Annotated in this window: 14 protein-coding genes and 2 pseudogenes; 12 read left to right on the top strand and 4 right to left on the bottom strand. The window is 65.2% G+C overall.

Features of this window, described 5'->3' with window-relative positions; genetic code table 11:
- Nucleotides 1-77: 77 nt before the first annotated feature.
- The 4 genes from ACW179_RS02270 (at nucleotide 78) to ACW179_RS02255 (ending at nucleotide 3,565) form a co-directional block, all read left to right on the top strand.
- Nucleotides 78-1,634: a cytochrome ubiquinol oxidase subunit I gene (locus ACW179_RS02270; RefSeq protein ID WP_492062545.1), complete on the top strand. Its 1,557-nt coding sequence runs from the start codon at nucleotides 78-80 to the stop codon at nucleotides 1,632-1,634.
- A gap of 12 nt (nucleotides 1,635-1,646) precedes the next feature.
- Nucleotides 1,647-2,795, top strand: a complete 1,149-nt coding sequence (gene cydB / locus ACW179_RS02265; RefSeq protein WP_492062543.1) for a cytochrome d ubiquinol oxidase subunit II — start codon at nucleotides 1,647-1,649, stop codon at nucleotides 2,793-2,795.
- Nucleotides 2,796-2,805: 10 nt separating this feature from the next.
- Nucleotides 2,806-2,925 carry a cytochrome bd-I oxidase subunit CydX gene (cydX, locus tag ACW179_RS02260; protein ID WP_419252411.1) on the top strand — a complete coding sequence of 40 codons (120 nt, stop codon included), beginning with the start codon at nucleotides 2,806-2,808 and terminating at the stop codon, nucleotides 2,923-2,925.
- A 187-nt stretch (nucleotides 2,926-3,112) separates the two neighbouring features.
- Nucleotides 3,113-3,565: a chemotaxis protein CheW gene (locus tag ACW179_RS02255; RefSeq protein ID WP_492062541.1), complete on the top strand. Its 453-nt coding sequence runs from the start codon at nucleotides 3,113-3,115 to the stop codon at nucleotides 3,563-3,565.
- Nucleotides 3,566-3,626: 61 nt separating this feature from the next.
- On the opposite strand, the gene ACW179_RS02250 is transcribed toward ACW179_RS02255, so the two are convergent.
- Nucleotides 3,627-4,124, bottom strand: coding sequence for an ASCH/PUA domain-containing protein (locus ACW179_RS02250; RefSeq protein ID WP_492062539.1), 498 nt, complete (start codon nucleotides 4,122-4,124; stop codon nucleotides 3,627-3,629).
- A gap of 189 nt (nucleotides 4,125-4,313) precedes the next feature.
- On the opposite strand from ACW179_RS02250, the gene ACW179_RS02245 reads away from it, so the two are divergent.
- The 3 genes and pseudogenes from ACW179_RS02245 to ACW179_RS02235 form a co-directional block, all read left to right on the top strand.
- A complete protein-coding gene (locus ACW179_RS02245; protein ID WP_492062537.1) occupies nucleotides 4,314-5,693 on the top strand; it encodes a flavin-containing monooxygenase in 1,380 nt (459 codons plus the stop codon).
- A gap of 129 nt (nucleotides 5,694-5,822) precedes the next feature.
- A complete protein-coding gene (locus ACW179_RS02240; RefSeq protein WP_492062534.1) occupies nucleotides 5,823-6,458 on the top strand; it encodes a TetR/AcrR family transcriptional regulator in 636 nt (211 codons plus the stop codon).
- Between the two features lie 10 nt (nucleotides 6,459-6,468).
- Nucleotides 6,469-7,536, top strand: a pseudogene (locus ACW179_RS02235) (alpha/beta hydrolase); the annotation flags it as partial.
- Between the two features lie 39 nt (nucleotides 7,537-7,575).
- Here the strand turns inward: ACW179_RS02235 and ACW179_RS02230 are convergent.
- Nucleotides 7,576-7,665: pseudogene (locus ACW179_RS02230) on the bottom strand (hypothetical protein); the annotation flags it as partial.
- 22 nt (nucleotides 7,666-7,687) lie between these two features.
- On the opposite strand from ACW179_RS02230, the gene ACW179_RS02225 reads away from it, so the two are divergent.
- From ACW179_RS02225 to yihA, 5 genes are all read left to right on the top strand, one after another.
- Nucleotides 7,688-8,674, top strand: coding sequence for an NADPH:quinone oxidoreductase family protein (locus ACW179_RS02225; RefSeq protein WP_492062533.1), 987 nt, complete (start codon nucleotides 7,688-7,690; stop codon nucleotides 8,672-8,674).
- Nucleotides 8,675-8,914: 240 nt separating this feature from the next.
- Nucleotides 8,915-9,049 (top strand): 50S ribosomal protein L34, encoded by a 135-nt coding sequence (gene rpmH / locus ACW179_RS02220; RefSeq protein WP_012284717.1) that lies wholly within the window; start codon nucleotides 8,915-8,917, stop codon nucleotides 9,047-9,049.
- 114 nt (nucleotides 9,050-9,163) lie between these two features.
- Nucleotides 9,164-9,625 (top strand): ribonuclease P protein component, encoded by a 462-nt coding sequence (rnpA, locus tag ACW179_RS02215; protein ID WP_492062531.1) that lies wholly within the window; start codon nucleotides 9,164-9,166, stop codon nucleotides 9,623-9,625.
- Nucleotides 9,626-9,632: 7 nt separating this feature from the next.
- A complete protein-coding gene (gene yidC / locus ACW179_RS02210) occupies nucleotides 9,633-11,483 on the top strand; it encodes a membrane protein insertase YidC (RefSeq protein ID WP_492062529.1) in 1,851 nt (616 codons plus the stop codon).
- Entirely contained in the window at nucleotides 11,483-12,169 is a 687-nt protein-coding gene (gene yihA / locus ACW179_RS02205; protein ID WP_492062527.1) for a ribosome biogenesis GTP-binding protein YihA/YsxC, read from the top strand. Before yidC ends, yihA begins: the two co-directional genes overlap by 1 nt.
- A 1-nt stretch (nucleotide 12,170) precedes the next feature.
- Here yihA and ACW179_RS02200 read toward each other — a convergent pair whose 3' ends face one another.
- The gene (locus ACW179_RS02200; protein ID WP_492062525.1) at nucleotides 12,171-12,467 is read right to left on the bottom strand and encodes a hypothetical protein; all 297 of its coding nucleotides are present in this window, start codon (nucleotides 12,465-12,467) and stop codon (nucleotides 12,171-12,173) included.
- A 71-nt stretch (nucleotides 12,468-12,538) separates the two neighbouring features.
- Nucleotides 12,539-13,294 carry a DUF72 domain-containing protein gene (locus ACW179_RS02195; RefSeq protein ID WP_492062524.1) on the bottom strand — a complete coding sequence of 252 codons (756 nt, stop codon included), beginning with the start codon at nucleotides 13,292-13,294 and terminating at the stop codon, nucleotides 12,539-12,541.
- Nucleotides 13,295-13,326: the final 32 nt, after the last annotated feature.

The following is a 13,326-nucleotide window of genomic DNA, read 5'->3' as shown; positions in this document are numbered from 1 at the left end:
ACGACGGGGCGACCCGACCGGCCTAGGGCAGAGCTCTCGGTCGGCGCGCTCATTCGCCGTTCGTCTTGGAGTGTCTCATGGATCCCGCCGTCGTCGATCTCTCGAGGCTGCAATTCGCGCTCACTGCGCTGTACCACTTTCTGTTCGTGCCTCTGACTCTTGGGCTCTCGTTCATGCTGGTCATCATGGAGAGCATCTATGTGATGACCAAGCGCCCGATCTGGCGCACGGTCACGCGGTTCTGGGCCGGGCTGTTCGGCATCAACTTCGTGCTGGGCGTCGCCACCGGCCTGACCATGGAATTCCAGTTCGGGATGAACTGGTCCTACTTCTCGCACTATGTCGGCGACATCTTCGGCGCGCCCCTGGCGATCGAGGGCCTGATGGCCTTCTTCCTTGAGGCCACCTTCGTTGGCCTGATGTTCTTTGGCTGGGAAAAGCTCTCGCGGGTCGGCCACCTGTTCGTGACCTTCATGGTCGCCGTCGGCACCAACTTCTCGGCCCTGTGGATCCTGATCGCCAATGGCTGGATGCAAAACCCGGTCGGCGCGGCCTTCAACCCCGACACCATGCGGATGGAGGTCACAGACTTCGGTGCCGTGCTGTTCAACCCGGTGGCACAGGCCAAGTTCGTTCACACGGTCAGCGCGGGCTACACCATCGCCGCTGTCTTCGTGTTGGGTATCTCGGCCTTCTACTTGCTGAAGGGCAAGTATGTGGGTGTGGCCAAGCGCTCGATGACCGTGGCCGCCGCCTTTGGCCTGGCCTCGGCCCTGTCGGTGGTCGTGCTCGGCGATGAGAGCGGCTACACCCTGACCGACAACCAGAAGATGAAGCTGGCGGCTCTGGAAGCCATGTGGGAAACCGAACCCGCGCCGGCCGGTCTGGCGGCCTTCGGCATCCCCAGCCTCGCCGATCGCAAGACCCACTACGAGGTCAAGATCCCCTATGTGCTGGGCCTGATCGCTACCCGCAGCATCGACACCCCTGTCGAGGGCATCTTCGAACTGGTGGCCACGGCTGAGGATCGCATCGAGTCGGGTGTCATCGCCTATGGCGCGCTGGAAGCCGTGAAGGCCAATCCCAAGGATATGGCGGCTCGCGCCACCTTCGAGATGCACCGCCGCGACCTGGGCTACGGCCTGTTGCTCAAGCGCTATGTCGCCGACCCCCGAATGGCTGATGCGGCGACCATCAAGAAGGCGTCCTGGGACACTGTTCCCAATGTGCCGGTGATGTTCTGGTCGTTCCGCCTGATGGCCGGCATCGGTCTGCTGATGATCGCCCTGTTCGCCACGGCCTTCGTGCTGGTCACCCTGCGCAAGCATGACACCAAGTGGTTCCTGGTCCTGGCCGTAGCGGCGATCCCGCTGCCCTGGATCGCCGCGGAACTGGGCTGGATCCTGGCCGAGGTCGGTCGCCAGCCCTGGGCCGTGGAGGGCGTGCTGCCGACCGCGCTGGGGGCTTCCAGCCTCAGCGTCGCGCAGCTGTGGATCACAATCGTGCTGTTCACCCTGATCTATGGCGGCCTGGCGGTGGTCGAGGTCGGGCTGATCCTGCGTCACATCAAGAAGGGCCCCTTCGCCGAGCAGGAGGCTTTCGCCCCCGCCGACGGCGAACCGGCCGTCGCTTAAAAGGAACGCGTGATGGAACTACCTATCGACTACGCGACCCTGCGGATCATCTGGTGGGCCCTGATGGGCGTCCTGCTGATCGGCTTTGCGCTCACTGACGGCTTCGATATGGGGGTTGGCGCGCTTCTCCCGTTTGTCGCCAAGACCGACGCGGAGCGCCGCATGGTGATCAACACCGTCGGTGCCACCTGGGAAGGAAACCAGGTGTGGTTCATCCTGGGCGGCGGCGCGATCTTCGCCGCCTGGCCCTTCGTTTATGCGGTGAGTTTCTCGGGCTTCTACCTGGCCATGTTCCTGGTGCTGGGGGCGATGATCCTGCGGCCCGTGGGCTTCAAGTATCGCTCCAAGCGGCCCGAGCCAGGCTGGCGGTCCTTCTGGGACTGGGCGCTGTTCACCGGTGGCTTTGTGCCGGTGCTGGTGTTCGGTGTCGCGGTCGGCAATGTGCTGCAAGGCGCGCCCTTCCGTCTGGATAGTGACCTGCGGTCCTTCTACGAGGGCGCATTCTTTGGCCTGTTCACGCCCTTCACCCTGCTGTGCGGCCTGCTGTCGGTCGCCATGCTGGTGCTGCACGGCGCGGCCTGGCTGACCGTCAAGGGCGAAGAAGGCCCGGTCACCGAGCGCGCCCGCAAGCTGGGCGAGACGGCGGGCCTGGCCAGCATCGTGCTGTTCGCGGCCGGCGGCTTCTATGTGGCGTTCGGCGGGCTGGGCTATCGGCTGGAAGGCGTGGCGGACGCAGCGGGTCCCTCCAATCCCCTGCGCGCCGTGGCGGTCCATGCTTCGGGCGCGTGGCTCGACAACTATAGCCGTCACGGCTGGATGCTGATCGCTCCGGTCCTCGGCTTCGTCGGCTCGGCGGTCGCCCTGCTGGGCCTGAGGACGGGCAAGGCGGCCCTGTCGTTCAGCGGTTCGTCTGTCTCGGCGCTGGGAATCATCTCCACCGTCGGCCTGTCGATGTTCCCGTTCATCCTGCCCAGCGCCATCGATCCGCGCTCCAGCCTCACGGTGTGGAACGCTTCATCCAGCCACCTGACGCTGTTTATCATGCTGATCGTGACGGTGATCTTCCTGCCGCTGGTGCTGCTCTACACCGCCTGGGTCTACAAGGTGCTGTGGGGCCGGACCAGCACGGCCGCCCTGGCCACCAACCCCGACCTCTACTGAGGAACTGACCATGTGGTATTTCGCCTGGATCCTGGGCCTTGGCCTGGCCGTCGCCTTCGGTGTGCTGAACGGCGTCTGGTACGAGTTCAACCTGTCTGACGACGGAGACGAGGGCTTGTCGGAGCCCTGACAACCTTCACGGGACGGTCGCCGCCGGCGACCGTCCTGTACCCATTGCGACAATCCGGCGCGCGTTTCAGAGCGCTGCATTAACCAATGTGAAAGAGCCCATCGCGTCTTGTGTCAGTATGGCCCGGGGCGCGTCGCACATGCGACCCGGGACACACGCCTAAACGACCATCCCGGGGAAAATCGATATGTCCGACCAAGCCGAGCCCGCCCTGGAGCTGATCTCCTTCTGCATCGGCGAGCAGGAATTCTGCATCGACGTGAAGACGGTCCGCGAAATTCGCGGCTGGACCCCGGCGACGCCGATCCCGCACGCGCCCAGCTATCTGAAGGGTGTCATCAACCTGCGCGGCGCGATCATGCCGGTCATCGACCTGCGCAACCGCCTGGGCCTGGGCGTCACCGTTCCTGAAACCCGCCACGTCATCGTGGTGGTCGAGTGCCAGGACCGCCTGGCCGGCATCCTGGTTGACGCCGTCAGCGAGACCTTCACCGTGTCACGCGAACACCTGCAGCCGGCTCCCGATATCGGTGTCGACGAGCTGCGCTACATCCAGGCGATCATCTCGATGGAAAACCGCCTGATCACCTATCTGCGCATGAACGACGTGTTCCCCGCCCAGATCAGCGAAGCGGCCTAAACGGCTAACCTTCGAACCTGAAAAGCCGCCGTCCGCTCAAGCGGGCGGCGGCTTTTTCATTTCAGCCCTTGCGGACGATCAGCGCCGCAGCGGCGTGGAAGCTGGCTTCGGCTTCAGCCGCAGCGGCGACGGCGGCGTGGCGCTCGGCGGCGACGCTCATTGGCGCGCGGCCCGTCGTCGGGGCGGCGTAGCTGGCCGAGACCTTGCGGGCGTCCTGGCCGCGCAGGGCGGCATTGGAGGCTTGCATCTCGTGCCAGGTGGCCAACTGCTCGGCGCTCAGCACGCCTTCGGCCAGGGCGTCGGGATGGGGCATCACCTCGCCAAAGCCGATGGCCACGAAGCCGTGAATGACACCGTAGTCCTCTTCCGACAGCAGGAAGGTGATCTGGCGCTCCTCGACCTGGCCCGTATAGGCGTCGCTATCGGGATCGAACTCGCGCAGCACCAGGATGTCGCCCACCGAGAAGTCGCGGTCGTTACGACGGATCTCGAACCGCTTCTTGCCCGAGCGGACGGCGGCGAAATATTGCGGCCAGGTCTTCAGTTCGTGGCGGGTCATGGTCGGGCAGCCTTGGATCAGCGAAGCGAGTCGAATGAAACGGGGGAGGGCGGGTGTCTACCGCATATCCTACCGGAGCATTAAGCCCGCTGTATCGGCCTGTGGATAGGGTTGACGCAGGGGAGGCGTTTGACGGGTCGAATAACGCTGATACGCTCACCTTAACAACGATAAGTCAGGCGGGCGGAAATGACGGGCAAGCTTCCCAAGGCGTGCATCATCGGTGCGGGCTGCAGCGGTTTCACCACGGCCAAGCGGCTGAAGGACTACGGCATTCCCTATGACTGCTTCGAGATCTCCGACGAGATCGGCGGCAACTGGTATTACAAGAACCCCAACGGACTGTCGGCCTGCTACGAGAGCCTGCACATCGACACCAGCAAGTGGCGCCTGGCTTTCGAGGATTTCCCGGTGCCCGCCGACTGGCCCGATTTCCCCCACCACGCCCAACTGCACCAGTACTTCAAGGACTATGTCGATCATTTCGGCCTGCGCGAGACCATCACCTTCAACACCCGGGTCGAGACCGCCCGCCGGACGGCGGAGGGCCTGTGGTCGGTGACCCTGTCGACCGGTGAAACGCGGCTCTACGACGTGTTGTTTGTCTGCAACGGCCACCACTGGGACCCGCGCATCCCGGAATATCCGGGCGAGTTCGACGGTCCGGCCTTCCACGCCCACGCCTATGGCGACCCGTTCGATCCCGTCGATATGCGCGGCAAAAATGTCGTGGTGGTCGGTATGGGCAATTCGGCCATGGACATCGCCAGCGAGCTCTCGCAGCGGCCGATCGCGAAAAACCTCTGGGTTTCGGCCCGGCGCGGGGTCTGGGTGTTCCCGAAATATCTGAATGGCAAGCCGGCGGACAAATCGGCGCTGCCCGCCTGGATGCCGCGCAAGCTGGGCTTGGCCCTGACGCGCAGCGTGCTCAAGAAGAGCATCGGCAAGATGGAGGACTACGGCCTGCCCAAGCCCGATCATGAGCCGCTGGAGGCTCACCCCTCGGTCTCCGGCGAGTTCCTCACCCGGGCCGGCTGTGGCGACATCAAGTTCAAGCCGGCGATCAAGGCGCTGGAGGGCCGCAATGTCCGCTTCGCTGACGACAGCGTGGAACAGGTCGACGCCATCGTCTTTGCCACCGGCTACAAGATCAGCTTTCCGTTCTTCGACGATCCGGCCATCCAGCCGGGGGCTGATCACCGCTTCCCGCTGTTCAAGCGGATGATGAAGCCGGATGTGGCCAACCTCTTCTTCATGGGCCTGGCCCAGCCCTTGCCGACCCTGTTGAACTTCGCCGAGCAGCAGGCCAAGCTGGCGGCCGCCTATCTGGCCGGTCAATATGCGCCGCCGTCGCCCGCCGAGATGACCGCCATCACCGCCCGGGACGAGGAGCGCCATCTGGGCCAGTTCTACGCCTCGGCCCGCCATACCATCCAGGTCGATTTCAACGTCTATTGCGCAGACCTGAAGAAGGAGATCGCGCGCGGCGAGAAGCGGGCGGCGGCCAGGGGCAAGGCCCTGCCGGTTCCGGCCCGGGCAGGGCAGGCGACGGCTCAGGTCGTGGCGTGACCGGATCATGCGGCTTTGGATCAGGTCGTCCAGGGGCCCCGGCCCTGACCGAGGTCTTGCCCCGTGGCGCGTAATCAGGCTCAAATCCTGACGGGGCGTCATGATGGCCTCGCCTGTGAGTCGCGTTCGATGTCGAATATCGCCTATTTCCCCAAGGCCGCCGAAGACCTGCGGCCGGGCAAGCGGGAACGGACCAAGGTCGCCAACCGCCAGGCCATCCTTGATGCCGCCCGCGAGGTGTTCGGCGAGCTTGGCTATGATGGGGCCACGGTGCGCGACATCATCCGCCGCACAGGTCTCGCCTCCGGCACCTTCTATAACTACTACAAGTCCAAGGAAGAGGTGTTCGACGCCCTGGCTGATGACGGTGCGCGACGGTTTCGGCCTTTGCTGCGTCAGGCCAATGAGAAGGCTGTCGATTTCGAGTCGTTCCTGCGCGGCGCCATCACTGCCTATTTCGAGTTCGTGGCCACCGAACAGGAAAACTGGCGATTGAACCGGCCGGCCGGCGAGCAGATTCCCCACGCCCGCGCCACGCCCGAGATCGTGGCGGTGTTCGACGAGGTTCGGGCCGGCTTTGCCAAGGTTCTGGAACTGGAACACGCCCCGACCGTCGATCTGGACTATCTGACTGCCGCCTGCATCGCCGTGGCCCGTGAGGTCAGCGACAAGATGCTGGAACGCCGTCCGGTCGACACCGCCGGCGCCGCCGACTTCGCCGTAAAGCTGATCTTGGGCGGACTGCCCGCCCTTCCCAAACTCTAGTCCACGACCCGGAGCCCGCATGGCCGACATCGCTGTCCAGAAGTTCATTCTGAAGACCATCCTGTCGCTGCCCAGCCCGATCCTGCGGGCCATGTCCGGCGGTGGGGTGGTCTACCGCGGGGGCCGCACCCTGGATCCGCGCTTCCAGTTCTTCGCCCATGCGGCCAGGAAGATGCCATCGATCACCACCCTGCCGGCGGATGTGGCCCGCGCGGCCAGCGCCCAGGGCCTGGTAGCCGTCTCCGGCCCCTCCGAGCCGGGTGTCGCCACCGAGGCCCTGACCATTGACGGCCCGGGTGGCTCCCTGCCGTTGCGCGCCTACCGGCCCGCCGACCAGGACGCTTCTGCGCCCCTGATCGTCTTTGCCCATTTCGGCGGCGGGGTGATCGGCGATCTGGAGACCTGCCACGCCTTCTGCGGGATCCTGGCCCGGATCGCGCGCACCGCTGTCGTATCCGTCGATTATCGGCTGGCGCCCGAGCACCGGTTCCCGGCGGGGCTCGACGACGTGCTGGCCGCCTATCGCTGGGCGCGTGACAACACCGCCCGCTTCGGCGCGGCGGCTCTGCCGCCGGCCATTGGCGGCGACTCGATGGGCGGAAACTTCGCCGCCATCCTCGCCCAGGAAATGCAGCGCGCGGGCGAGCCTCAGCCGGCCCTGCAGCTGCTGATCTATCCGGCCGTGGATGTGGCCAGCGAGACGGCCTCGATGGCCACCTATGCCGATGCCTATCCGCTTAGCCGTTCGATCATGGAATGGTTCATGGGCCACTATATGGGGCCGGAGGCCGATCCGGCTGATCCTCGCCTGTCGCCGAACAAGACCGAAGACCTGTCAGGGCTGGCCCCGGCGGTGGTGATCACCGCCGGCTTCGATCCCCTGGTCGACCAGGGCGAAGCCTATGCCAAGCGCCTGCAGGCGGCCGGCGTGCCGGTGACCTATCGCTGTCACGACAGCCTGGCCCACGGCTTCACGGCCTTCACCGGGGCTGTGCCGGCGGCCGATGCAGCCTGTCGCGACATCGCACGCCTGGTGCGGGCAGCGTTTGAGGCAGCACCTGCCGGCGCGGCAAAATGATCCCAAAAGCTTGTCATCCCGGAAGCCTCGCAAAGGCTATCCGGGACCCAGGGGCCACCGCCTCGCCTTGGCCCCTGGGTCCCGGCTCTCCGCTTCGCTGCGGCCGGGATGACAAGAAGTGGGGCGCATCAGAGGTTGGGGGATGGTCCTTATGATGCGCGCCCTCGTCGTCGAAACCCTCGCCCCCGACTTCGCCGGTTGCGCGGTGCGGCAAGTCCCCACTCCTGCGCCCGGGCCCGGTCAGGTGCTGGTTCGCGTCCGCGCCGCCAGCGTCAATTTCCCTGACCTGCTGATGACGCGCGGCGAGTACCAGTTCAAGCCGCCCACACCCTTCACGCCCGGCCTGGATCTGGCCGGCGAGGTGGCGGCCCTGGGCGACGGCTTCACAACCTTTCAGATCGGCGACGCCGTGGTTGGTGGTGCCCGGCTGGGGGCGTTCGCGGAGTATGCTGTTCTTGACGCCGAGGCCCTCAAGCCCAAGCCGCAGCGGCTGTCGTTCGGCGAGGCCGCGGCCTATGGGGCCGCCTATCTGACGGCCTATGTCGCTCTGGTACGCCGGGCGCGGGTCGAGCCGGGCGACTGGGTGCTGGTGCATGGCGCGGCCGGCGGAGTGGGGCTGGCGGCGGTGGACCTCGCCAAGGCCCTGGGCGCCCGCGTGATCGCCGCATCAGCCTCTTACGACAAGCTTGCGGCCATCCAGGCGCTCTACGCCCCAGACGCCCTGGTCAATGTCACCGGCGGTTTCCGCGAGCAGGTCAAGGCCATCACCGGCGGGCGTGGGGCCGACATCATCTATGACCCCGTGGGCGGCGACGTGTTCGACGAGAGCGTCCGCTGCATCGCCTTTGACGGCCGGCTGCTGGTCATCGGCTTCACCTCGGGGCGGATCCCGACGGTCTCGGTCAATATGCCGCTGATCAAGGGCTTCTCGGTGATGGGCGTGCGGGCCGGTGAATATGGCCGGCAGTTTCCCGACAAGGGCCGCGAGAACGCTGACGAGGTCTGGCGCATGGCCAATGAGGGGGTGATCCGCCCGCACGTCCATGCTGAGTTCGGCCTCGATGACTGGCGTGCGGCCTTCGACCTCCTGGCAGAGCGCAAGGTTGTAGGCAAGGCGGTGATCGTGCCGGGTCTGTAAGCCACTTGCCCCCTACTGATCGCTTCGCGATCGTCTTCCCCCACAGGGGGAAGGTAAGAGCGCGATCCCCGTCTTCCCCCTACGGGGGAGGAGCGCCGCAGGCGCGGAGGGGGCGAGTGCCGCTTGCAACTCCCGGAGTCGACTCAGGTTGACAGCCAGCGCCCCATCCCTTATCCACCGCCCCTCACTCGCGGAGGCCGCACGGCTCTCGCGTCTCACTTTTGTATTCGGAGCCACCTCGTGAAGCGGACATTCCAGCCGTCGAAGCTCGTGCGAGCCCGCCGTCACGGCTACCGCGCACGTATGGCCACCAAGAACGGCCAGAAGATCGTTGCGCGTCGCCGCGCCAAGGGCCGTAAGCGCCTGACGGCCTAAGAGCGGCTTAAGCCCGCTCTTTTCTCCCGTTCGCGGGAGGCAGTAGACCATGACAAAAGCCGCCTTTTCCCAGAGCCTGACCTCAGGTTTTCGCCGGAAAGGGCGGCTTTTTTCATGACCGCGAACCAGCCTGCGGATGTGGTCAAGATCGAGCGCCTGAAAAAGCGCCCCGATTTCCTGAAGGCCGCCAAGGCCCCGGCCCTGTCGCGGGGGGCGGTGTTCATGCAGATGCGCGCCCGGCTGGACGAAGATCCCCTGATCCGTGTGGGTTTCACGGCCACCAAAAAGGTCGGTGGCTCGGTCGAGCGAAATCGAGCCAAGCGGCGCCTTCGCGAGGCCGCAAGATTGTTGTTACCCCTTCATGGCCGCCCCATGTGCGACTATGTGTTCATTGCGCGCGGCGGCACCCGTACACGCGAATGGGGGCGTTTGCTTGACGATGTGAAAACCGCGCTGTTAAGCCTCGCGGCCGAACATGATCGCGCGGAGGCTAGGGCCCGTCAGGCTCAATCCGCTGATCATCCCAAAGACCCCACATTCGACGCCTCGGCGCCCGATCCCTCCGTTTCCGGTTAAGTCATCCATGCAGAACGACAACAAAAACACGTTGATGTTCATCGTCAGCGCGTTCGCGATCCTGATCGGGTACCAGTTCTTCGTCCTGGGTCCGCAGCAGAAGCAGGCCGACGCCGAGCTGAAGGCCAAGAAGGCTGCTGAAGCCAGGATGATGGCGACCCAGCCGGGTCTGGTTCTGGGGCCGGACGGCACGCCCGCGCCGCTGAAGCTGTCGCGCGACGCCGCCAAGGCCCAGAGCCCGCGCCTTGCAGTCGACACTCCGTCGCTGTCGGGCTCGATCGCCCTGAAGGGCGCTCGGATCGACGACCTGTGGCTCAAGAAGTACGATCAGACGACCAAGAAAGGCTCGCCGCCGGTCGAGCTGTTCCGCCCCGAGGGCGCCGAGCACGCCTGGTTCGCCGATTTCGGCTGGGCCGGGGCCAATCTGCCGGGCCTGCCCGACAGCCGCACCGTCTGGACCGCCGCGCCGGGCCAGGTGCTGCGTCCGACTTCGCCGGTCGTCATGACCTATGACAACGGCCAGGGCCTGATCTTCACGCGCACCATCTCTGTCGACGAGAACGCGATGTTCAAGGTGGCCGACACGGTTCGCAACCAGGGCGGCCAGACGCTTTCGCTGGCGGCCTACGCCACCGTGCAGCGCCAGGGCGTCGACCCGATGCTGGGCAAGAACCAGATCGTCCACGAAGGCGCCATCGGCGTGTTCGGCGGCGCCGACGGCAAGAACCACGAGCTGAAGCTGTCCAAGTACGGCAAGTGGAAGAAGGACAAGCCGCTGGAAACCTTCACCTCGAAGGGCGGCTGGGCCGGCGTCACCGACAAGTACTGGCTGGCGGCCCTGATCCCCGACCAGGCCGAGAATGTTACCGCCCAGTACCGGGTCACCCCCGGCGCGGTCGATATCTATGACGTCAATTTCGTGGGACCGACCAAGGTCCTGGCTCCTGGCCAGACCCTGACCCAGAACACCCGGCTGTTCGCCGGCGCCAAGACCGTACCGCTGCTGCGCAGCTATGAGTACGGCGGCCAGCCGCCCGTCTGGTGGAAGTTCTGGGACAAGCGTCAGGCGGAAGTGCCGCGCTTCGACGACGCCGTCGACTGGGGCATGTTCAGCTTCTTCACCCGCCCGATCTTCAACATCCTGGAGCTGTTCTACAAGCTGGTTGGCAATTTCGGCGTCGCCATCCTGCTGCTGACCGTAGCGCTGAAGCTGGTGCTCTATCCGCTGGCCGACAAGAGCTACGAGTCGATGGCGAAGATGAAGAAGATCGCCCCCGAGGTCGAAAAACTGAAGGTCAAGCACAAGGACGATCCCGCCAAACAGCAGCAGGAAATGATGGCGCTGTACGGCAAGGAAAAGATCAATCCGATGATGGGTTGCCTGCCCATGCTGGTGCAGATCCCGGTGTTCTATTCGCTCTACAAGGTGCTGACGGTTACCATTGAAATGCGGCATGCGCCGTTCTTCGGCTGGATCCAGGATCTCTCGGCGCCCGAACCGACCAGTCTGTTCAATCTGTTTGGCCTGATCCCGTACGATCCGGGCAGCCTGCCGATGGTCGGCGCGATGATCGCCCACCTGGGCATCTGGCCGCTGCTGTATGGCTTCACCATGTGGCTGACGACGGCGATGAACCCGCCGGCCGCCGACCCGATCCAGCAGAAGATCTTCCAGTGGTTCCCGGTGATCTTCACCTTCACCCTTTCGGGCTTCGCCGTGGGTCTGGTGATCTACTGGTGCTGGTCCAACGTCCTGACCATCTTCCAGCAGTACATCATCATGCGCCGCTACAAGGTCGAAAACCCGATCGATCAGATCATCGCCCGCTTCAAGGGCAAAACCGTGACGGCGACCTGATGACTGAACCCAACTTCGCGCCGTCGCCCAATTTCTTACCCTCGGGGGATCCCGTCTTCACCGAGGAAGAGATCGAGGCGGCGCGGGTGCTGTTCGCCCAGCCGGTGGCCTTCATGATGGGGGCCGTCAACATGGACGGCCTGCCCCATCCCATCGCGCCGGAAGTGTGCTTTGCCGGCCGCTCCAATGTCGGCAAGTCCAGCCTGATCAACGGGCTGGTCGGGCAGAAGTACCTGGCCCGGGCCTCCAACGAGCCGGGCCGCACGCGGGAGATCAACTTCTTCCTGCTGGCCGAGAAGCTGCGCCTGGTCGATCTGCCAGGCTACGGCTTCGCGCGCGCGTCGAAGACCACGGTCAGCAAGTTTCAGGACCTGGGTCGCGCCTATCTGCGCGGCCGGGCCACCCTGCGCCGCGTCTATCTGCTGATCGACGCCCGTCACGGTCTCAAGAAGGTCGATCAGGAAGCCCTGGACGCCCTGGATACGGCGGCGGTCTCGTACCAGATCATCCTGACCAAGTCCGACAAGATCAAACCGCACGAGGTCGAGAAGGTCACCGCCGAGACGCTGAAGGCCATCGCCAAGCGCCCCGCCGCCTTCCCGCGCGTTCTGGCCACCTCATCGGAAAAGGGCTTGGGCATGCCCGAGCTGCGGGCCGAGATCCAGCGGGTCTGTCTGGACGAATAGGTCAGGAACCCGGGCGTCTGTAGGTGGCCGTGCAGCGGGCGTTGCACTGGGCGAACTGGCCGGGACAGCTGTCGTCTTCCGTGCCCGACTTGCAGAAATAATAGGTGCGGGCGCAACTGCTGCGGCACTGGCTCGCATCGCCGCCGGGCCGGCTCTGGGCCAGCGGGATCAGCGGTGGCAGCACGGTCTGGGGCAAGGCCACGGCGGGGGCCGGCGTTGTCCCGCGCCCGCTCTGCCTGGCCCCGGCTGGTGAGGCCAGGGCCAGGGTCATCACCAGCAGGGCGAGGAAGCGGAGCATGGCGCTGAGCCTAGGGCGCGGGCCTTAAGGTTTGGCTAACCACGTTTTCCTTCAGACGCCCCCTCCGGCCTTCAGCCCTTCAGCTTCTCGATCAGCGCCATCGCCGCCGCCGGGTTCCTCAGTTTGGCGCCGGAAATGAAGTAGGCGAACACGTCGCCGCGCTGGGCCCAGGCCCGCGTCTGGGTCACGATCCCGTCCAGCTCCTGCGAGCTCATGCCCGTGGGCTCGTCCTCCCGGCTGCACATCAGGCGGGCATAGGTGAAGTCGGCGGTCGTCTGGTCGATGCAGGGCCAGGTCGGCTCCTCGTCATCGACGGCATAGACGATGGCCGCACCGTACTGCGCCGCCAGGTCATAGAACTGGGCCGTGGCGAAGGTCGGGTTGCGCACTTCCAGGGCATGACGCGCCGGCCGCCCGCCGATCTCGCGCGGCAAAAGCTTGAGGAAGCCCTCGAAGTCTTCCGGTTCGAATTTCTTGGTGCCCATGAACTGCCAGTTGATCGGGCCCAGCTTGTCGCCGAGTTCGGTCAGGCCCTGGCCGAGGAACTTCTCCAGCGACTCGCCATTGGCCGACAGGATCTTGCGATTGGTGCAGAACCGGCTGGCCTTGACCGAGAAGACAAAGTCCTTCGGCGTTTCGTCATGCCACTTGCGCCAGCTGTCGGGCTTGAAGGTGGAATAGTAGGTGCCGTTGATCTCGAGGCTGGTCAGCCGCGAGGCGGCATAGGCCAGCTCGTCCTTCTGCCGCAGGGTGTCGGGATAGAAAACGCCCCGCCAGGGCTCAAAGGTCCAGCCGCCGATGCCGGTTCGAATGACACTGTCCGACATGTCTGTTCCCTTCCTGTTCCGCTGCGCACCCT

This window comes from Caulobacter sp. AVps18, from assembly GCF_058681425.1.
Note: the sequence above shows the minus strand (reverse complement) of the source record. Positions and strands in the feature narration are given on the sequence as shown.